Annotated in this window: 17 protein-coding genes; 15 read left to right on the top strand and 2 right to left on the bottom strand. The window is 59.4% G+C overall.

The genetic code is table 11. The features are described 5' to 3' along the window. Positions 1–37: 37 nt before the first annotated feature. Positions 38–403 (bottom strand): hypothetical protein, encoded by a 366-nt coding sequence (locus EXN68_RS12525; RefSeq protein WP_142841318.1) that lies wholly within the window; start codon positions 401–403, stop codon positions 38–40. Positions 404–919: 516 nt separating this feature from the next. Between EXN68_RS12525 and EXN68_RS12530 the strand changes: the two genes are divergently transcribed. The 13 genes from EXN68_RS12530 to EXN68_RS12590 all read left to right on the top strand — a co-directional run bounded on the left by EXN68_RS12530 (position 920) and on the right by EXN68_RS12590 (position 14425). Further along, entirely contained in the window at positions 920–2515 is a 1596-nt protein-coding gene (locus tag EXN68_RS12530) for a globin-coupled sensor protein (RefSeq protein WP_237681399.1), read from the top strand. Next, entirely contained in the window at positions 2515–2814 is a 300-nt protein-coding gene (locus EXN68_RS12535; protein ID WP_077985403.1) for an STAS domain-containing protein, read from the top strand. Before EXN68_RS12530 ends, EXN68_RS12535 begins: the two co-directional genes overlap by 1 nt. Beyond that, positions 2811–3176 (top strand): chemotaxis response regulator CheY1, encoded by a 366-nt coding sequence (gene cheY1, locus EXN68_RS12540; protein WP_004439870.1) that lies wholly within the window; start codon positions 2811–2813, stop codon positions 3174–3176. Before EXN68_RS12535 ends, cheY1 begins: the two co-directional genes overlap by 4 nt. Before the next feature lie 16 nt (positions 3177–3192). Further along, entirely contained in the window at positions 3193–5460 is a 2268-nt protein-coding gene (locus EXN68_RS12545; protein ID WP_142841078.1) for a chemotaxis protein CheA, read from the top strand. A 13-nt stretch (positions 5461–5473) separates the two neighbouring features. Then, on the top strand, positions 5474–6382 hold the full coding sequence (gene cheR, locus EXN68_RS12550; protein ID WP_142841080.1) for a protein-glutamate O-methyltransferase CheR: 909 nt from the start codon (positions 5474–5476) through the stop codon (positions 6380–6382). Next, positions 6379–7434 (top strand): protein-glutamate O-methylesterase CheB, encoded by a 1056-nt coding sequence (cheB, locus tag EXN68_RS12555; RefSeq protein WP_142841081.1) that lies wholly within the window; start codon positions 6379–6381, stop codon positions 7432–7434. The genes cheR and cheB overlap by 4 nt, the downstream gene beginning before the upstream one ends. Continuing rightward, a complete protein-coding gene (gene cheY2 / locus EXN68_RS12560; RefSeq protein ID WP_003515008.1) occupies positions 7434–7823 on the top strand; it encodes a chemotaxis response regulator CheY2 in 390 nt (129 codons plus the stop codon). Before cheB ends, cheY2 begins: the two co-directional genes overlap by 1 nt. Next, the gene (cheD, locus tag EXN68_RS12565) at positions 7820–8365 is read left to right on the top strand and encodes a chemoreceptor glutamine deamidase CheD (protein WP_003493784.1); all 546 of its coding nucleotides are present in this window, start codon (positions 7820–7822) and stop codon (positions 8363–8365) included. Before cheY2 ends, cheD begins: the two co-directional genes overlap by 4 nt. 14 nt (positions 8366–8379) lie before the next feature. Beyond that, positions 8380–8763, top strand: a complete 384-nt coding sequence (gene cheT, locus EXN68_RS12570; RefSeq protein WP_052816944.1) for a chemotaxis protein CheT — start codon at positions 8380–8382, stop codon at positions 8761–8763. Between the two features lie 129 nt (positions 8764–8892). After that, on the top strand, positions 8893–10575 hold the full coding sequence (fliF, locus tag EXN68_RS12575) for a flagellar basal-body MS-ring/collar protein FliF (protein ID WP_161991319.1): 1683 nt from the start codon (positions 8893–8895) through the stop codon (positions 10573–10575). 371 nt (positions 10576–10946) lie between these two features. Beyond that, positions 10947–11678 carry a transcriptional regulator VisN gene (visN, locus tag EXN68_RS12580; RefSeq protein WP_052760248.1) on the top strand — a complete coding sequence of 244 codons (732 nt, stop codon included), beginning with the start codon at positions 10947–10949 and terminating at the stop codon, positions 11676–11678. Positions 11679–11731: 53 nt separating this feature from the next. Continuing rightward, a complete protein-coding gene (visR, locus tag EXN68_RS12585; RefSeq protein ID WP_046800731.1) occupies positions 11732–12433 on the top strand; it encodes a transcriptional regulator VisR in 702 nt (233 codons plus the stop codon). 144 nt (positions 12434–12577) lie between these two features. Beyond that, complete coding sequence (locus tag EXN68_RS12590; protein ID WP_142841085.1) at positions 12578–14425, top strand: methyl-accepting chemotaxis protein; 1848 nt, start codon at positions 12578–12580, stop codon at positions 14423–14425. 55 nt (positions 14426–14480) lie between these two features. Here the strand turns inward: EXN68_RS12590 and EXN68_RS12595 are convergent, their stop codons facing one another. Beyond that, positions 14481–17990 carry a PAS domain-containing hybrid sensor histidine kinase/response regulator gene (locus EXN68_RS12595; protein WP_142841087.1) on the bottom strand — a complete coding sequence of 1170 codons (3510 nt, stop codon included), beginning with the start codon at positions 17988–17990 and terminating at the stop codon, positions 14481–14483. Positions 17991–18209: 219 nt separating this feature from the next. Between EXN68_RS12595 and mscL the strand changes: the two genes are divergently transcribed. After that, entirely contained in the window at positions 18210–18638 is a 429-nt protein-coding gene (gene mscL / locus EXN68_RS12600; protein ID WP_142841089.1) for a large conductance mechanosensitive channel protein MscL, read from the top strand. A 155-nt stretch (positions 18639–18793) separates the two neighbouring features. After that, positions 18794–19960 (top strand): pyridoxal phosphate-dependent aminotransferase, encoded by a 1167-nt coding sequence (locus EXN68_RS12605; protein WP_142841091.1) that lies wholly within the window; start codon positions 18794–18796, stop codon positions 19958–19960. Positions 19961–19976: the final 16 nt, after the last annotated feature.

Raw genomic sequence — 19976 nt, forward strand, 5'->3', positions numbered from 1 at the left:
GCTCACGAGAACCGAATGATGAGGACCGCCGGAATGACTAATAGATAATATGCGGGGGCGCTCTTGGAACCACGCTCGCAAAGTCTCGGAAAGCTTGTGGCGCGATGGCAACAGATGCAACGGCCGGCCCGGCATCAACGCTGATCCGCAAAGCGGGAGTGGGGAAGTTGCCGGGGCGAAGACCCGAGCTGGCATCCCCGGCCTTGCAGCCGCTATCGCAATCCCTGTCGCGAAGAGTGAGGGAACGGCTGAGATCGACGGTCTGCAATCTCTCCAGGCGGCTGGTCTTGGAAAGGGTCTTGATGCCGGATGGTGCCTGAAAGCCGATCATGACGAGCAGGCTTGCGACCATGATGCCGATCAACACTTGCGGATGGCGCCTTGAACGGCGGCATTTCTCCATCCATAACAAGTTGGCATCTCCTTGATCGTAAAGGTCTCTTTAAAGCATCACCGCTCAGCGAATATCCCGTTGATTTGTTTTAGGGGAAGCTGCACGCGCTTGTCCAGCGCACAGGCCGGAAAAACCGCCCGCGATGGCCGATTCCTTTTCGTTTTTGCCCGTTTGCGGCAAAGTGAGGGCGGCAATGGCTAAAAGCTTTTACAAATTTTACCGTTTGACGCTCGAGCTGATGTTTCTTAACTTTCAAGCAAGGAATTAACCATAAAGATTGATGGTATTTCCACGGCGGAATGGGGTTCTCTCCCCTTCCAGGCATGACGCCGCACTGCCGTACCGGTGCCGATCCGGTATTTCGTTTCTTGGTTCAAGAAGGTCAGGCAGGCGTCGATGCCGCATCGTCCGCGATGGGTATGTTCGTTCAAAAATCCCCTTTAGGGTACTGGCGTTCTGAACCTTGGCCAATTGGCCGGGTTTTACCGGCCGTCATGTTGTTGGGGACGTCGGTTGGGGCAGGACTTGCCATCAGATCAAGCGCGCAGATCGGCAGGTGCAAGCCTGGCGGGACGGCTTCGCTTTGCCGGCCTCGACGAGACGCAATCCGATTTCCTGCGCAATTATCGCGGTATGCTCGAGCCTTACGTCAAGGCCGGCCTGCGCGACGTGATGAACCGTTTCCAGTCGATGCCCGACTGTTCACCGTCCTTCGAAAGCGAAAACCAGCTTGATCGCCTGCACGACCTGCAATCCTCGCACTGGAGTGTGCTGACGGATGCGCGTTTCGATGCGCTTTATGCCGAGCGGGTGAAGGTTCTTTCCGACAATGCCGGCCGCATGGGGCTCGATCCCCGCTGGCAGATCGCCAGCCATGCCATCGTTCTGGAGCATCTGCTTGGTGGGCTGGTGGCCGAACACGCGCCGCGCTCCATCCTGCCCGGCAGCCGCAAGAAGAACCGTGAACTGGCCGAGGCCGTGAAGAACATCGTCCGTCTGGTGATGGTCGATACCGAGATTGCCGTCTCGCTGCGTTTCAACGAATTGCGCCTGCGCCACGGCCGTGAACTGGCGGAACAGCGCGACAATGACCGTTCGCAAGCAGCGACACTGCTGGGTGCGGCCCTGACGGCCTTTGCCGCCGGCGATCTTAAGGCGCGGATCGGCGGCGATCTGCCGGAAGCCTATCGCGATGTTGCCGCCTCGTTTAACGCGGCACTTGAAACGATCGGCGCATCGCTGACATCCGCGCAGCAGGGTATCGGTGACGCCGAGACACTCAGCGCCCGTTTCGCCGATATCGGTCGCTCCATCGCAGAACGTTCCGGCCAGCAGGCCGAAGCCCTTGCCGAGACCTCCCGTGCGCTTCAGGCGATGATCGGGAACCTGGCGGAAAACGGCGCCCGCATATCGGCGACGGAAACGGCGGTTTCCCGCGCCCGCGACGCGGCTGTCGAAAGCGGCAAGGCCATTGGCGAGGCGATCGACGCCATGTCTGACATTGAGCAGTCCGCCGAGCACATCGGCAGGATCATTGGTACAATCGACGAGATTGCTTTCCAGACCAACCTTCTCGCCCTCAATGCCGGCATCGAGGCGGCGCGCGCGGGTGAAAGCGGCCGCGGTTTCGCCGTCGTCGCACAGGAAGTGCGGGCGCTCGCCCAGCGTTCCGCCGACGCCGCAAGGGAAATCAAGAGCCTTGTCGGCACCACCAAGACGCAGGTCGAGGGCGGTGTTCGCATGGTGAACCGCACGCAGGAAGCAATCGGCGGCGTCGTCCGGCAGGTGGCCGGTATCAACGACATGATCGCCGAAGTCTCCCGGCATACGTCTGCACAGGCTGATGACCTGAAAACGGTTGCCGCCGATATCAGCGAACAGCAGCGGCAGGCCGGCCGGATCGCAAACGAGATCGGCGAAGGCTCTTCCGAGGCTGACGCGCTACACACTGTCATTCTGCAACTCGGTCGCACCATTCGCGAGTTCCGCATTGCCCGTCAGGGCCAGGCGGCGGCAATGGCCGTGGCGGACCGCCAGGACACATCATTTATGGCCCGTGCGGATAACCGCACGGATTACGGCCAGGATTACCAACAATTCAGACGCCAGGGAGTCATGTAATGGCAGCCAGAAAAGCAGCTGAGGCGACGCTGAAACTGTCACCGGTGCTGGATCTCAACGAAGCATCGGCGCTGCACGGCAAGCTGATGACGCTGAGAGGAGCACCTTTGTCGGTCGATGCGTCCGAGGTGGAGCGCATTGGCGCGCTTTGTGTCCAGGTCCTGATGGCCGGCGCGAAATCCTGGGAGGAGGACGGCAAGCCCTTCGGTTTTGCCAGGGTGTCCGATGCATTCGACAAGACCATGAAACTGATAGGCGTCGATATTGACCATTTGCTCCCCAAGGAGATGCAAAAGTGAAGAAAAAAGTTCTCACCGTGGATGATTCCCGGACGATCAGGAACATGCTCCTGGTCACGCTCAACAATGCCGGTTTCGAGACCATTCAGGCCGAAGATGGCGTTGAAGGCCTCGAGGTGCTGGAACAGAGCAACCCTGATGTCATCGTGACTGACATCAACATGCCCCGTCTTGATGGTTTCGGCTTTATCGAGGGCGTGCGCCGCAACGAGAAATACCGGGCTATCCCGATCCTCGTTCTGACGACCGAAAGCGATGCAGAAAAGAAGAACCGCGCCCGCCAGGCCGGTGCGACCGGCTGGATCGTCAAGCCGTTCGACCCTGCAAAACTCATCGATGCCATTGAACGCGTAACCGCCTGATACGGGACATTTCACGATGGATATGAACGAAATCAAGGAAATCTTTTTCCAGGAATGCGAGGAGCAGCTCGCTGAACTGGAATCGGGGCTTCTTAAATTGAATGACGGTGACCGTGATCCGGAAACCGTCAACGCTGTTTTCCGTGCCGTTCATTCCATCAAGGGCGGGGCGGGTGCCTTCGGTCTCGATGATCTCGTGGCCTTCGCCCACGTTTTTGAAACGACCCTCGACTGCGTTCGCTCCAACAAGCTGGAGCCCACACAGGATGTTCTGAAAGTCATGTTGCGCTCCGCCGACGTGCTGGCGGACCTGACCAATGCGGCGAGAGACGGCGGCAGCGTCGATGAAAGCCGCACTCGTGGCCTCGTCAAGGAACTGGAAGCGCTGGCAAACGGCGAAACCGTACAGGCCTCTGCGCCGGCGGCAGCGCCAGCAGCCATCAAGGCGCCGGCAGCCGCTGCGCCCAAGCCGACGGATGAGAGCGGTTTCCAGCCGGTGCTGTTCTCCTTCTCGGACTTTGCCGACGACACGACACCGCTGATGGAAGCGCCGACCTTCCAGATCACCTTCAAGCCGCATGCATCGCTTTATTCAAAGGGCAATGAGGCAGCGCTTCTCCTGCGCGATCTCTCGCGTATCGGCGAGATGAGCATCAATTGCGACCTGTCGGAACTGCCCACGCTCGACAAGCTCGATCCTGAAGCATCTTATCTCTCCTGGACGGTTTCGATCACCACCGACAAGGGTGAAGAGGGTATCCGCAGCGTCTTCGAATTCGCCGAATGGGATTGCGATCTCGAAATCACGCCGGTTATTTCGGATGCCGCTGCGGAAGAGGAAGAACTTCCGATGATCCCGGTTCCGTTCGATCTCTCGGCGCTTGATGGCGGACCGGAAGCGGACACTGCCGTCGAAGCAGCTATGGTGGAAGAGCCTTTTGTTGCCGCAGCCGTTGAAGCTGCCGTCGCCACGACGCAGATCGCCCAGAGCGTCAATGCCGCCATCGAAAAGCGTGAGGCGGCGGCAGCGCCCGCCGCAGCGCAGGCGAATGCCAATGCGGCCGCCAATGCGAGTGCTGGCCAGACCATCCGCGTCGATCTCGATCGCGTCGATCGCCTCATCAACCTCGTTGGCGAACTCGTCATCAATCAGGCGATGCTGTCGCAGAGCGTCATCGAGAACGATGCGAGCGGCACCTCTGCCGTCAATATGGGTCTGGACGAGCTGCAGCAGCTGACGCGCGAAATCCAGGACAGCGTGATGGCCATCCGTGCGCAGCCGGTAAAGCCGGTCTTCCAGCGCATGTCGCGTATCGTCCGCGAAGTCGCAGACATGATCGGCAAGCAGATCCGTCTCGTCACCGAAGGTGAAAACACCGAAGTCGACAAGACGGTTATCGACAAGCTGGCCGAGCCTCTGACCCACATGATCCGCAATGCCGTCGACCACGGCATCGAAACGCCGGAAAAACGCGAAGCGGCCGGCAAGAACCCGGAAGGCACCATCAAGCTTTCGGCAAAGCATCGCTCGGGCCGTATCCTCATCGAACTGCAGGACGATGGCGCCGGCATCAACCGCGAGCGCGTTCGACAGAAAGCGATCGATAATGATCTCATTGCCGCCGATGCGAACCTGACCGACGAAGAGATCGACAATCTGATCTTCGCGCCGGGCTTTTCGACCGCCGACAAGATTTCCGACATTTCCGGCCGCGGTGTCGGCATGGATGTGGTCAAGCGTTCCATTCAGGCGCTTGGTGGCCGCATCAGCATCTCCTCGCGCCCCGGTCATGGTTCGACCTTCACGATGAGCCTGCCGCTGACGCTCGCCGTCCTCGACGGCATGGTGGTGACGGTGGCCGGTCAGACGCTCGTCGTGCCCTTGACCGCAATCGTCGAAACCCTGCAGCCGGAAGCGAAGAATATCCACTCCTTCGGTTCCAACCAGCGGCTGATCTCCATCCGCAATTCCTTCTGCCCGCTGGTCGATGTCGGACGTGTTCTGAACTTCCGCCCGACCCAGGCCGATCCGGTCGAAGGCGTGGCGCTTCTGGTGGAATCGGAAGGCGGTGGCCAGCGCGCCCTGATGGTCGATGCGATCCAGGGCCAGCGTCAGGTCGTCATCAAGTCGTTGGAAGCCAACTATACCCATGTTCCGGGCATTGCCGCCGCCACCATTCTCGGTGACGGGCGCGTTGCGCTCATTCTGGATGTCGATGCCATCGTCAGCGCTTCGCGCGGACAGCCCCTGAAGCAGGAAATGTCGCTTGCGGCGACAGGTTGAAAGCGGATCGTTCATGGCAGCACTTAATCTCAGCGACCAGCGCCAGTCTCCGGACGACGTACTTGCCAGCGGTGAATATCCGCTGACAAGACGCGATCTGTCGGAGATCGCTGCGATGATCTATGCGGATGCAGGCATCTATCTCAACGACACCAAGGCGTCGCTGGTCTATTCCCGTCTGTCGAAGCATATCCGCAATCTCGGCCTTTCCGGTTTCCGCGAATATTGCACGCTGGTCTCCTCAACCGAGGGCGCGCCGGCGCGGCGCGAAATGCTGTCGCATCTGACGACGAATTTCACGCGCTTCTTCCGCGAGAACCACCATTTCGAACATCTGCGCGACGAGGTCCTGCCGGGCCTTATCGCAAGGGCCAAGAGCGGCGGGCGTGTCCGCATCTGGTCGGCGGCCTGTTCCGACGGGCAGGAGCCCTATTCGATCGCGCTTACCGTGCTCGCCATGTTCCCGAATGCGGCGGATTACGATTTCAAGATTCTGGCGACGGACATCGATCCCAAGATTTTGGCGCAGGCCCGCGCCGGCGTCTATGACGACAACGCGCTCGAAACCGTCTCTCCCGCCATGCGCAAGCAATGGTTCACGGAGGTCGATGCCGGCGGTCGCCGCAAATTCCGCATCGACGACAAGGTCAAGCGCCTCATCACCTTCAACGAATTGAACCTGATGACGCAATGGCCCTTCAAGGGCAATTTCGACGTGATCTTCTGCCGTAACGTCGTCATTTATTTCGACGAGCCGACACAGACGCGCATCTGGTCGCGTTTCGCCGGCCTGCTGCCGGAAGGTGGTCATCTCTATATCGGCCATTCCGAACGCGTCTCCGGTGATGCCAAGAACCTGTTCGACAATACCGGCATCACCACCTATCGCTACATTGGACACGCATCCGGGAGGAAGGCATGAGCGCGCTCGCACGGGTACTCGTCGTCGATGATAGTCCAACGATGCGCGGCCTGATTTCGGCTGTCCTCAAGGCAGATCCGGAAGTCGAGGTGGTCGGACAGGCCGGCAACGCCATGGAAGCACGCGCCGCCATCAAGCAGCTCAACCCCGATGTCGTGACGCTCGACATCGAGATGCCGGAAATGAACGGCCTCGAATTTCTCGAAAAGATCATGCGCCTGCGGCCCATGCCGGTGATCATGGTCTCGTCGCTGACCCATCGCGGCGCGGACGCTTCGCTTGCGGCACTCGAAATCGGTGCCTTCGATTGCGTCGGCAAGCCGGCTCCGGGCGATGCGCGTCCCTTTGGCGATCTTGCCGACAAGGTGAAGGCCGCTGCCCGCTCCCAACACGCCGCCTATCGCACGGCTCGTCCGGAAAGCGCCGCGGCTGTGCAGCCTACGCCGGTCAGCGATTATCGCGCGGGCCGCAAAGTCGTGGCCATCGGTTCGTCCACGGGTGGTGTCGAGGCGCTGATCGCCGTGCTGCAGAAATTTCCGGCCAATTGCCCGCCGACTGTCATCACCCAGCACATGCCGCCGACCTTCACCCGGAGCTTCGCCGAACGGCTGAACCGGATTTGCGCGCCCGTCGTGGAAGAAGCCACAGATGGCGCACGCCTGCAGACCGGCAAGATCTATCTTGCGCCGGGCGGTGAACGCCATCTGCAGATCGCCAACCGGGCAGCACCCTGCTGCCGGCTCATCGAGCGCGATCCGGTGAACGGCCATCGTCCCTCCGTCGATGTGCTGTTTGATTCGGTGGCCGAGCTTGCCGGTCGCAATGCTGTCGGCGTCATTCTCACCGGCATGGGCCGCGATGGCGCGGCCGGACTGCTGAAAATGCGCCATGCCGGTGCGCGCACCGTCGGCCAGAATGAAAAAACATGTGTCGTCTACGGCATGCCCCGCGTGGCCTATGAGCTCGGTGCCGTTGAACAGCAATTGCCGCTGGCCTCCATCGGCGAAGAAATCCTGAAACTAACCACTGCCCGCAAAGAAGGTGCTGACTAATGTCTCTCGCAGAAAAGATCAAAGTTCTGATCGTTGACGATCAGGTGACCAGCCGGTTGCTCCTCAGCGATGCGCTGACACAGCTGGGCTTCAAGCAGATCACTGCCGCCGGCGATGGCGAGCAGGGATTGAAGATCATGGAGCAGCAGCCCCATCATCTCGTCATCTCCGACTTCAACATGCCGAAGATGGACGGTCTTGGTTTCCTGCACGCCGTACGGGCCAATCCGACCCTTAAAAAAGCGGCCTTCATCATCCTCACGGCGCAGGGCGACCGCGCGCTGGTGCAGAAGGCGGCGCAGCTCGGCGCGAACAACGTGCTGGCCAAGCCTTTCACCATCGACAAGATGCGCGCAGCCATCGAGGCGGTTTTCGGATCGCTGAAATGATTGAAGCTGCGGCCAAGCGCGTACATATCATTCAGGGCGAGTATAAGGTTGTCAACGATCCCGACGTGGTCATGACGACGATACTCGGTTCGTGCGTGGCCGCCTGTCTGAGAGATCCCGTTGCCGGCATTGGAGGAATGAACCACTTCTTGCTGCCGGGAACGGGCAATGTGACCGGCGGAGATGCAACGCGTTACGGCGTGCATCTCATGGAACTTCTGATCAACGGCCTTCTGAAGAAGGGCGCCCGCCGCGACCGGCTGGAGGCCAAGGTTTTCGGCGGCGCGAAGACAATCGCCAGCTTCTCGAATGTCGGTGAGCAGAATGCCATCTTCGCCATGCAGTTTCTGAAGGATGAAGGCATTCCGGTCATAAGCTCCTCCACGGGCGGAGAGCACGGCCGCAAGATCGAGTTCTGGCCGGTCTCGGGTCGCGCGCGTCAGCATCCGCTCAGCGGCGCGGAAACCCAGAAGACGGTCGCCATGGAAACGCGTCCGGTGCCGGCACCCAAGCCCGTAGCCAACGACATCGAATTTTTCTAGTCACGGAGTTTCCAATGCAGATTGCAGACCACGCCGGCACCGCTCCGTTCGAAGAAGCACTGCCGGATGTTCTCATGCGCGTGGTGTCGGAGTTGCACGATGTCGCCTATCTCATAGAGCGCATCGAGCCGCAGTTGCTGGAAGTGACCAGCGGTCAATTGTCGGGCGATGGCATCAAGCTGCTGCAGGGCATCGATCTCGCCGTTCAGAAGACCCGCGGTCTTGCCGAATTCATCGACACCATCACCGGTTCCATTCCCGGTGAATGGATCGTGGATGTCTCAACGGCGCTCAGCCTCGTCAAGCTTGCCGAAATGCAGAAGGCGCTGGGCGCTGCCTTCCGCCACGGCCATTCCCAGCCGCTGGACAAGGCTTCCGGCGACTTCGACCTGTTCTAGACCATATTCCAGCCGACGTTCCTTTCCTCGCTGAATGCGGAGAAAGGCAACGCTCGCGCAAGCTTCGCACCCTATTGTCATTACGGGGCCAAAAGGTCTCGGATTCTATGAATGACGGTGCGGAACAGAATGAATCTGTTAAATCAAATCCCTCAGGTCCTGAAGAATATCGCGGCGCTGGGTCAGACACGGCTGCTGATGCTGGGCGGCGTGGGCGTTTTGTCCATGGCCGTTATCCTTGCAGCAGCGCTCTACGTGAACCGTCCCGCTTACGAGACCCTTTATGTAGGGCTTGAAAAAAGCGACCTCAACAAGATCAGCATTGCGCTTGCCGAATCGGGGCTGGACTTTCAGGTCGGAACCGACGGTTCGAGCCTTCAGGTTCCCGTTGGACTGACCAGCAAGGCAAGGTTGCTTCTGGCCGAGCGCGGTCTGCCTGATAGCGCCAATGCCGGCTACGAGCTTTTCGACAATGTCGGTTCTCTCGGCCTGACCTCCTTCATGCAGGAAGTGACGCGCGTTCGCGCCCTCGAGGGTGAGATCAGCCGCTCCATCCAGCAGATCGACGGGATTGCGGCCGCACGCGTCCATATCGTCATGCCTGACGTCGGCAATTTCCGCCGTGGCGAACAGAAACCCACCGCATCGGTCATGATCCGCGCCAGCGCCACCGCAGGTCGCAAGGCGTCCGCCTCCATCCGTCACCTCGTCGCCTCGGCCGTTCCCGGCCTCGAAGTCGATGACGTGACCCTGCTCGATTCCACCGGCCAGCTTCTGGCCTCCGGCGACGATGTCACCAACGCCGCAATGAACCGCTCGCTGACACTGGCGCAGAATGTCCAGCAGGAAATCACCACCAATATCGACAAGGCGCTGGCGCCTTTCCTCGGCATGGACAATTTCCGCTCGAGCGTGACCGCACAGCTGAACACCGACAGCCGCCAGATCCAGGAGACCGTGTATGATCCGGAATCGCGCGTCGAGCGCTCTGTCCGCACGGTAAAGGAAGACCAGAAGTCCCAGGAAACGCAGCCGGATACCGCAGCGACCGTGGAACAGAACGTGCCGCAGGCAGCCCCGCAGGGTGGCGGCGGTGGCCCGCAGTCCTCCGACCAGTCGGCCAAGAAGGAAGAGCAGACCAATTACGAGATCAACTCGAAAACGGTCGCTACCGTCAAGAACGGCTACACTGTCGAGAAGATTTCGGTCGCCGTGGTCGTCAACAAGGGTCGCATTGCCAAGATGGTCGGCGAACCCGTCGATCAGGCCAAGATCGACGCCTATCTTGCCGAAATGCAGAAGATCGTGACGTCGGCGGCGGGCATCTCTTCCGATCGCGGTGATATCGTCACGCTGACGGCAATGGACTTCCTTGAAACGCAATTGCTCGACGAGGCCGCCAGCGGTCCGGGAGTCATGGAAGTGTTGAGCCGCAATTCGGCTGGCATCATCAACTCGCTCGCCTTCGTCGCTGTCGCCTTCCTCGTCATCTGGCTTGGTGTGCGTCCCCTGGTCCGCACGGTGGCCGGCAATGGTGCGGCCGCGGGTCAGCTCAGCCAGGAGACCGCCGGTCTCGAACTGCCGGATTTCTCTCCCGGCATGGATGCAGGTGCTGGTGGTCTCATGGAAGGTTTCGGAGCGGATTTCGGCTTCGACAGCACCGACGATCTTCTGGCGGGTGGCGACAGCGAAGGCACCTTCAACCGCCGGGTTCGCGAAGGACCGGAACGCAGGCTCTCCCGCATGGTGGAAATCAGCGAGGAAAGAGCAGCCAAGATCCTGCGCAAATGGGCAGTGGAAAAGGCAGCGTGATTTTGAAAAGGCCGGTTTTACCCCGGCCTTTTTCGCATTTTCGGGCTTTTTACTATCCTTGGTCGTCGGGCCGTGGCATTCTCGTTTCAGGACAGTGTTTACAAAAAATTCATCAACGATACAGTTTGCTGGGAATAGGCTGAGAATGCCGTTTATGAATTGGCCAGCTTTTCAGTATGTTTTTTTAGCAATAGACGAATGAGGAAATACGTGGAAAGGCTGTTGTCAGGTAATGGCAAATTCCGGTCGGTTCCATAAAATGAAGTGATTCGGTCTCCGGGGGCGTGCCATTCCATTTTGGTAAGCTTCTTGAATGGAATGATTCCATCCCGATGTATAATCTCCCGCTGGGAGCAAGAGGGCGTAGGCGATTGAAAGTCGATGTTGATATCCGCAGGCTGTCTGCCAAGCCTATGGAGGGCATGGGTAAGCCCTTGCCGCGCGATCAGCTTGCCAAGAACGTCGCAGCCACGGCCGCTGCCGGCAACGTTGCAGGCGCACTGGATTTGCTCGTAACCTACGCCGGCGCCTCGCATTATCTGCTGGCGCGGGATGATCTTCTCGAAGAAACCGGTCTGAAATTCATCGTCACATCCGACTGGCCTTTCGATCTGGTACGCAGGCTCGGCATTGAGCTGACGAACAGCCAGAACAGATCGAGCGAAATGGAGAAATGCCTTTCGCTTCTGCGGCCGCGATTATTGTTTCTTCCCGACGATGTTTCTGTTCCCTACGGTATCGACCGGCAATATTCCGCACTGTCTTTCTGCGTGGGCCGCATCCGCCTTTCCCTTCTTCTGCTGTTTCCCGAACATGCTGTTCCTTCACCGGAACGTCTGCGCGAAATCGCGCTGTTGACGGGTTATTGCGTCAGCTTCGGCATCGCCAGCGAAGCAAAGGCCGTGCGTGATATCGATCTTACCGAGCGCGAGCTCGAATGCCTGTTCTGGATTGCAGAGGGCAAGACAAGCGACGAAATTGCGATGATCCTTGGCATTTCGCGCAATACGATCAATAATTACATTACAAGCGTGATGCGTAAAACCGCGACGAAAACCCGCTCGGAGGCAATTGCCTACGCCGTGCGCAACAACCTCGTATAATGGTCGGACGGATGGTACAGACGAAAGACAATGAGGGTACAGGTCAGACGGGCATGTTTTACCGCAGCCCTGTCGCAACGAGCCGGTCGGATCTGTTTCCGAAGCTCGTCGCCATGCAGAAGCTGGTCGGCGCACGAAATTTCGTGGTGACGAAGGCTGCTGCTTCCGGTTTTCCCAACAAGAAGAAACTGACCTGCGAGCTGGAAAACTGGGGCATGAATGCCGCAGAACAGAGCACGCAGTTCATCCGTGCCGTTGGCGATATTCTTCTCGACCATATCGAGACGTCGCTGTTGCCGGTCATCTGGCGCAACAAGAATGCTGGCGGCTTTGCCGATCTTCCCGATGTTCCGGCGTTGCTGCGCCGGATCGAAAACGACACATTGCCCTATGCCGGGCTGGCCATGCCGGTGCGGCTCGGCACCATCGGTAATGGCTACATCGTTTTCTGCGGCACCAATCTTGTTCTCGACAACGAGGTCGTCATCGAACAGCACATCAAATGCTGCGAGATCATGGTGGACATGCTGGCGCTCGACGAGCGCAAGGCGGCTCCCTCGGAAGCACTGAGCGAGAGGGAAATCGCCTGCCTGCAACTGGCGGGTGACGGTCGGATCAGTGAAGAGATCGCTGTCAAGCTCGGGCTTTCCGTGCACACGGTCAATGCCTATCTCGGTTCTGCGACGATCAAGCTTGATTCCGTCAACCGTATTCAGGCGATCGCCAAGGCCATCCGGCTCGGCTATATCCACTAATTGCGGACGGGGCTTTCCCGTCCCGTCAAGCCACGCTGGCTCAGCCCTTGCAATTGCACCCCTAAAAGGTGCCATCGGCACTTCGCGCTTTTTTAACAGTTGCCAACTAGAACTTTTATAAGTTTGGCTTTGGGGAACTGTTTCATGCACAACCGGCTCTTTAAGACCGTTGCGAGCAAGGTCGTCGCGCTGACAATCGGCTTGATCATGCTCAGTGTGGCCGCAGTTGGTTTTTCCACCTTCATGCGCCTGAAAGACAATATCATCACCACAGCGCTGCGCGATACCAACAGCGCGATGCGTAGCATGGCGATCCTTTACGAGATGAAGGTCGGTGGCGTCACCCTCGACATGGGGGATGGAGAGCTGAAGAGTGTCGGCCGCGCCAGCATCGGGACATTGCGCGACAACGACCTCGTCGACCGCACGGCAGCCGGCAACGGCGGCATCGCCACGGTTTTTGAAACCAAGGCTGGTGAATATGTCCGTATGACCACCAATCTGAAAAATGAAAAGGGCGAGCGCGCGGCGGGCACGAAGCTTGCCACCGATCATCCTGCTTTCGAAAAAGTCAGCAAGGGTGAAGCCTATTTCGGCCCTGCCACGCTTTTTGGTGTCAACTACATGACCGGTTACATGCCGGTTACCAACAAGACCGGCGCCACCGTCGGTATTCTCTTTGTCGGCGTTCCCATGGCCGTCTACGAAGCCCAGATATTCGGCCTGCGCGACCTGATGCTGATCTGCGGCGCGCTGGCCATGGTTGGCGTCGGGCTGCTCGCCTATTTCGTCATCAGGCGCACCCTGAAGCCGCTGGGCAAGCTGACCGATGCGGTGAAGTCTCTTTCTGACGGTAATCTCGACACGCCAATCCCCTATGCCACCAATACTAACGAATTCGGCAACATCGCCCGTGCGCTGGTGATCTTCCGCGAGAATGCGCTTGAGAAACTGGCCATCGAAGGACGAAGCGCCGATGAACGCTCCGTGGCGGAATCCGAACGCCATCGCAACGACGCTGAAAAGCAGGAGCTGGATAGCCAGATCGAATTTGCGGTGAGTGAGATCGCGTCCGGTCTCGGCAGGCTTTCGCGTGGCGATCTCAGCCGTACGATCGAGACACCTTTCACCGGCCGTCTGGACCGGCTGCGCACGGATTTCAACGGTTCCCTGCTCAACCTTCGCGATGCGCTCGGGCAGATCCGTGAGCGCACGCTGATCATCCAGCATAGCGGCTTTGAAATCGAGCAGTCGTCGGTTGACCTGTCGAAGCGCACCGAAAATCAGGCAGCCTCGCTGGAAGAGACCGCCGCCGCCGTTGAGGAAATTACCGCGACAGTCAGATCGTCGGCCGAGCGGGCACGGGAGGCCAATGAGGCCGTTCGCATTACCAAGCAGAGCGCCGATAGTTCCGGCTCGGTCGTCAGCAATGCCGTTGATGCCATGGGCCGCATCGAAGGCGCTTCCCGCAAGATCGAGCAGATCATCGAGGTCATCGACGATATCGCCTTCCAGACCAATCTTCTCGCGCTCAATGCCGGCATTGAGGCAGCGCGTGCAGGTGAGGCGGGCAAGGGTTTTGCCGTGGTGGCGCAGGAAGTGCGTGAACTGGCGCAACGTTCCGCCGATGCAGCCCGCGAAATCAAGCAGCTCATCAACCAGTCGACGCACGAAGTCAGCACCGGATCGAAGCTGGTGCAAGAGGCGGGCACGGTTCTTTCCGCCATCAGCCAGCAGATCGTCACCGTCAGCCAGCACGTCGAAACCATCGCAACGGCAACGCAGGACCAGTCTTCCGCGCTTCACAACGTCAACGGTTCCGTCAACCAGATGGACCAGATGACGCAGCAGAATGCAGCCCTTGCCGAACAGTCGAGTGCGGCGAGCCGGGTGCTCTCCGGTGAGGTGGAGGCCTTGCTCGATCTCGTCCAGCGTTTCCAGATGGAGCAGGGTTCGGCGGCGGGCAGGGATCGATTGAACCGGGCTGCCTGATATCCCCAATTTGCAAAATCAAAGACTCCCGGATCGCAAGGTCCGGGAGTTTTTTTTATTCCGCCGCCGCCCGTGCCGTGCTGGATATCTGGTTGATATAGGCGCGTAGCGCCGCCGGTTTGACCGGCTTGTGCTGAACGGAAATCCCGTATTTTTCGGCATCGCTGCGCACCTCCGGGCTGCGATCCGCCGTCACCAGCAGGGCAGGGATCGTCTTGCCGTAGAAAGTCCGGATGAGGCGGATGGCGCTGATGCCGTCACCATCATCGAGATGGTAATCGGCGATGATGACATCAGGCGCTGCCGTCAGTTTCAGGAAGGGTTCCTCCAGCGTCGCCACCGAACCTGCCGGCAGAACCTCACAGCCCCATCCCGTCAGCAACAGTGTCATGCCCTCGAGGATTTTCGGCTCATTGTCGATGCAAAGGACCCGCACCCCCTGAAGGCGGTCGCTCGCCGCCGCATTGCTGACCGCGCCACCCGATTTGGACGGCGCAACGCGGTCTGATTCACGCGGCAGATGAATGCGGAAGGTCGTACCCTTGCCGGGCGTCGATATCAGCTGCACGGGATGGTGCAGCATGCGCGACAGCCGGTCGACAATGGAAAGCCCGAGCCCGAGCCCGGATGCCGTTTTTGCGCCTTCGTCCAGCCGGGCGAATTCCTTGAAGACGGTGCGGAATTTGGATGCGGGAATACCGATGCCGGAATCCGTCACCTGAATGACGACTTCGCCGCCCCGGCGGCGGGCACCGACAACGACCTTGCCTTTCAGCGTATATTTGATGGCGTTCGAGACCAGATTCTGCACGAGCCGCCGCAGGAGATTGGGGTCGGAACGGACCGTGAGCGAAGTGGGCATGACTACGAGGTCGAGGTTCTTTTCCTGCGCCATGGGTGCGAAATCGGTTTCGATGCGTTTCAGCAGTTCATTCAGCGGCACGGATGTCATGCGCGCTTTCATCGAGCCGGTGTCTAGACGGGAAATGTCGAGAACAGCGCCGAGAATGGTTTCGACCGATTCCAGCGCTGAATCGATATTGTGGACGAGGTCGCTTTCCCCTGATGCGCCAAGCCGTTCGACAAGCGAGGAGGAATAGAGGCGCGCGGCATTGAGCGGCTGGAGAATGTCGTGACCGGCGGCGGCGAAGAACCGCGTCTTGCCGATATTCGCCTCGTCGGCCGATGCCCGTGCCTCCGCCAGTTCGCGGTTGACGCGGGTAAGTTCGACGGTTCGTTCCGCCACCCGCTGCTCCAGCGTCTCGTTGGCCTGTTTCAGCGCCTGATCGCTCGCCACTCGCTGCGTAATGTCCGTGAAGGTGGCGACGATGCCTTTGTCCGGCATGGTGTTGGAGCGCACTTCGATGATGCGCTCGCCGCCGGCCAGCACCAGCGAGAAGGGCAGGTCCATGGTCAGAAAACTGGTGATCAGCTCGTCCGTATCGCCTGCCGGCATGTCGCCACGCTCCTGCAACATCGAGACGATATCCGTCAGCGGCACGCCCACCTGGCCGAATTGTTCCGGCAGATCCAGCAGGGTGCGGAAGCGCCGGTTCCAGATGGTCAGCTGCTGCGAGCTGTCGAAAACAGCGATGCCCTGGTCCATCTGCGCCAGCGCCGTTTGCAGCATGTCCTGATTATATTGCAGGGCTTCACTCGCCTGATCGAGCAGCCAGGCCGTGTCTGCGCTGGTATCTTCCGCCTTCTGGAGAATGATGGAAAGCACAAGGCGGGCTGAGGAGGAGCCGATGGCGCTGCCCAGCAATTGTTCGGAAAAATGGATCAGCGCCATATCCGCTGGCTGGTCGTCATTGAGCTTCCGGCCCGCCGTCTTCTCATAGGTCGCGAGTGAACGCAGCATGCGCTCTTCGCCGAGATAACGGGCAATCGCGCTTTTGAGGTCGCCGACACTGACCCGGGTTTTCCAGCCGCGTGTGGCGAATTGCGATTTCGAGTGGCGCTTGACGAAAATGCCGGACTGGATGCGCTCCACCGGCCGCGGGTTGCGCGACAACGAGCCGAGCACGAAGGCCATGCTGTTGACGAGCAGGCTGAGGATGACGGCATTCACGAACGGATCGGCTTCCGGTCCGTTGAAGACGGTGCTGCCGGAAAACAGGAAGCCGAGAATATTCGCGGCGACTTCGGAATTGTCAGGCCCGCCGAAGCTCGGCAGAAACAGCAGATAGGCCCAGACGAAAAAACCTGAACTGAGGCCGGCAATTGCGCCGCGCGCATTGGCCCGCCGCCAGAACAGGCCGCCGAAAAGGGCAGGGGCCATCTGGGCGATGGCGGCGAATGCCAGGAAGCCGATGGAGGCAAGCCCTGTCGCGCTGTCGGCGGCGCGATAATAGAAGTAACCCAGCAGCATCACCGCGAAGATCGCCGTTCTGCGGATGTTGAGCAGTGTTTTGGCGAAATTGTCCCGGTGCGGCGAGCGATTCAACAGCTTCTGCCGCAGAAAGATCGGCATGACGATGTCGTTGGAAATCATGATCGACAGCGCCACCGAGGCGACGATAACCATTGCGGTCGCCGCCGAAAACCCGCCGATGAAGGTGATGAGGGATACGACCGGCATCTGATGCGTAAGCGGCAGTTGCAGGACGTAGAGATCGGCGCTGCCGTTTGCGCCGAGCGTCAGAATACCGGCGAGCGCGATCGGCAGCACGAAGATGTTGATGGCGATGAGATAGAGCGGCAGCAGGAAACCCGCCATGCGCAATTCTTCCGGCGTGCGGTTTTCCACCACCGTGACGTGGAACTGGCGCGGCAGAAGGATGATGGCGAAGCCGGACAGCAGGGTCATGACGATCCAGCGGCTGACGGGCGTGTGATAGGATATGGCCCGCATGGCCTGTTCATTCTCCGTGGCGAGCCGCCACAGATGCACAGGCCCGTCGAAAAGGACGAACAGCACGTAAAAGCCGACGGTACACATGGCGACCAGCTTGACCAGCGACTCCATCGAAATCGCCAGGATGAGCCCGTCCTGATGTTCTGTCGCATCGGTGTGGCGGGTGCCGAACATGACGGCGAAACCGGCCATGACGATGGTGACGACCAGCGGCAGATCCAGGAAATAGAGATTGCCGCTGCCAATGCCGTAGTCACCGGGATCGACCATCGTCGCCACCGAATTGGAAACGGCTTTCAACTGCAGGGCAATATAGGGAATGGCGCCGACAAGCGCGATGACGGCGACGATCATCGCCACGGTGGAGTTCTTACCGTAACGGGCGGCGATGAAATCCGCAACCGATGTCAGCTTTTCCGTTTTGGCCAGCTCGACGATTCGGCGAATGATCGGCATGCCGATGGTGAAGGCAAGGATCGGCCCGGTATAGATGCCGAGAAACTCCAGCCCCTTGTCCGCGGCAAGCCCGACGCCGCCGAAATAGGTCCAGGAAGTGCAATAGATCGCCAGGCTCAGCGCATAAACGAACGGCCGCCCCTTCTTCGGGGCGTTTCTTTCCCGGCTGTTTCTATCCCCGAAGCTTGCAACCGCAAACAGCAGCAGGACATAAGCGAAGGCCGAACCGAATATGATCCACCCAGGAAGCACGCATCCTCCCCATGCAAGAATTCCCTGATATGAGCATAGGCGAATTCCATGCCGTTGAGAATGAGCGCGGTCTGATCATAAAGTTCAAGACGAGCGTGCAAAAAAGCTAACAAATGCAATCTTGACGAATTCCAAATGCGAAGGGGAACCTATATGGTTGAGCGTGTAGGGACAGTCACATAGCTTCAGCTTTCGAAGCAGGAGAGAGGGACAATCTGGATGCTAAACGAATTTAAAACCTTCATTGCCCGCGGCAATGTCATGGATCTGGCCGTCGGTGTCATCATCGGTGCGGCTTTCAGCAAGATCGTCGATTCCGTCGTCAACGATCTCATCATGCCGATCGTCGGCGCAATTTTTGGCGGCTTCGATTTCTCGAACTACTTCCTGCCGCTGAGTTCCGGCGTCACCGCCCCCTCGCTTGCCGCTGCCCGTGATCAGGGTGCCGTCTTTGCTTATGGCAACTTTCTGACCGTTCTCATCAACTTCCTCATCCTCGCCTGGATCATTTTCCTGATGGTCAAGGGCGTCAACAGGCTTCGTGCCTCGGTGGAAACCAAGAAGGCCGAAGAAAAGACGGAAGCGGCGCCGCCGCCGGAAGATGTCAAACTTCTCACCGAAATCCGCGATCTGCTCAAGACGCGCTGAGACCGACATTATCCCCGGCCTGGTTTTGCTGACCTGCACGGACAGCTCACTTGCGCCGGGGATCGATCCATAAAGAAAATCCATGTTCGCCTCACGGAATATCATGCATATGGCCGGTTCGATGCGATAAGAAGGCACCAAACGGAGTGTCTTTAATGTCCATTTTGAACAGTCTGAGTGCACGCTCTCTGGCGGCTCCCGAGAGCGGCATCGTCGAGGTTGTGAATTATGCCCGGGGACGGGATAATCTCCTGCCGCTCTGGGTCGGCGAAGGCGATCTGCCGAGCCCGGACTTCATCAATCAGGCTGCGATTGATGGGCTGAACAATGGCGAAACCTTCTACACCTGGCAGCGCGGCATTCCCGAACTGCGCCAGGCTCTCAGCCGCTATTACGAACGGCATTTTGCGGCATCGCTGCCGCCGGAGCATTTTTACGTCACCGGTTCCGGCATGCAGGCGATTGTGCTTGCCGTGCAGGCGCTGACTTCGCCGGGCGACGAGATGGTGTATCTTTCACCCACCTGGCCCAATATCGTCGCCGCCATCGGCGTGGCGGGCGCAAAGGCGGTTCCGGTCGGTATCGATTTCCGTGACGGTCGCTGGGACCTCGATATCGGCAAGCTGGAAAGCGCCATCACCGGCAAGACCAGGGCGCTTTTCATCAACACGCCTTCCAACCCGACCGGTTGGACCGCGACGCGCGACAATCTTCGCGATGTTCTGGCGCTTGCCCGCAAACACGATCTCTGGATCGTCGCGGACGAGATTTACGCGCTCTATCACTATGCCGGCACCCGCGCGCCTTCGTTCCTCGACATCATGGAGCCGGACGACAAGATCGTCTTCGCCAATTCCTTCTCGAAGAACTGGTCGATGACCGGCTGGCGTGTCGGCTGGCTTGCAGCGCCGCCGGCCATCGGCCAGGTCATCGAAAACCTCATTCAATATTCCACATCGGGCGTCGCGCAGTTCATGCAGCGTGGCGCAGTCGCAGCCCTCGATCAGGGTGACGGCTTCATCCGCGAAAACTACGAACGTGCCCTGGCGTCCCGCGATATTCTCTGCGATGCGCTGATTGCAACGAACCGGGTTGAAACGCTGAAGCCGGATGGCGCTCTTTACGCCTTCCTCAAGATAGACGGTGTCACGGACAGCCGCGCCACGGCGCTGGATATCGTTGATAAAACCGGCGTAGGCCTTGCACCCGGCACGGCATTCGGCCCGGGTGGAGAGCTGTTTCTGCGCGCCTGTTTCCTGCGCAACCCCAGGCAGATAGAAGATGCAGCCGATCGGCTGGCGTCTTACATCCTCGGCAGGTAGGTCTCGGTCTTCCCTG

It is taken from the genome of Martinezella rhizogenes (assembly GCF_007002745.1).
Classification (GTDB): domain Bacteria; phylum Pseudomonadota; class Alphaproteobacteria; order Rhizobiales; family Rhizobiaceae; genus Agrobacterium; species Agrobacterium cucumeris.

What these genes read in the sequence shown, in the direction of transcription:
- cheY2 (WP_003515008.1), top strand. Translation starts at nt 7,434, where the DNA reads ATGTCTCTCGCAGAAAAGATCAAAGTTCTGATCGTTGACGATCAGGTG.
- cheD (WP_003493784.1), top strand. Translation starts at nt 7,820, where the DNA reads ATGATTGAAGCTGCGGCCAAGCGCGTACATATCATTCAGGGCGAGTAT.
- EXN68_RS12605 (WP_142841091.1), top strand. Translation starts at nt 18,794, where the DNA reads ATGTCCATTTTGAACAGTCTGAGTGCACGCTCTCTGGCGGCTCCCGAG.
- fliF (WP_161991319.1), top strand. Translation starts at nt 8,893, where the DNA reads ATGAATCTGTTAAATCAAATCCCTCAGGTCCTGAAGAATATCGCGGCG.
- EXN68_RS12525 (WP_142841318.1), bottom strand. Translation starts at nt 403, where the DNA reads ATGGAGAAATGCCGCCGTTCAAGGCGCCATCCGCAAGTGTTGATCGGC.
- mscL (WP_142841089.1), top strand. Translation starts at nt 18,210, where the DNA reads ATGCTAAACGAATTTAAAACCTTCATTGCCCGCGGCAATGTCATGGAT.
- cheB (WP_142841081.1), top strand. Translation starts at nt 6,379, where the DNA reads ATGAGCGCGCTCGCACGGGTACTCGTCGTCGATGATAGTCCAACGATG.
- EXN68_RS12545 (WP_142841078.1), top strand. Translation starts at nt 3,193, where the DNA reads ATGGATATGAACGAAATCAAGGAAATCTTTTTCCAGGAATGCGAGGAG.
- visR (WP_046800731.1), top strand. Translation starts at nt 11,732, where the DNA reads ATGTTTTACCGCAGCCCTGTCGCAACGAGCCGGTCGGATCTGTTTCCG.
- cheT (WP_052816944.1), top strand. Translation starts at nt 8,380, where the DNA reads ATGCAGATTGCAGACCACGCCGGCACCGCTCCGTTCGAAGAAGCACTG.
- EXN68_RS12535 (WP_077985403.1), top strand. Translation starts at nt 2,515, where the DNA reads ATGGCAGCCAGAAAAGCAGCTGAGGCGACGCTGAAACTGTCACCGGTG.
- EXN68_RS12590 (WP_142841085.1), top strand. Translation starts at nt 12,578, where the DNA reads ATGCACAACCGGCTCTTTAAGACCGTTGCGAGCAAGGTCGTCGCGCTG.
- cheR (WP_142841080.1), top strand. Translation starts at nt 5,474, where the DNA reads ATGGCAGCACTTAATCTCAGCGACCAGCGCCAGTCTCCGGACGACGTA.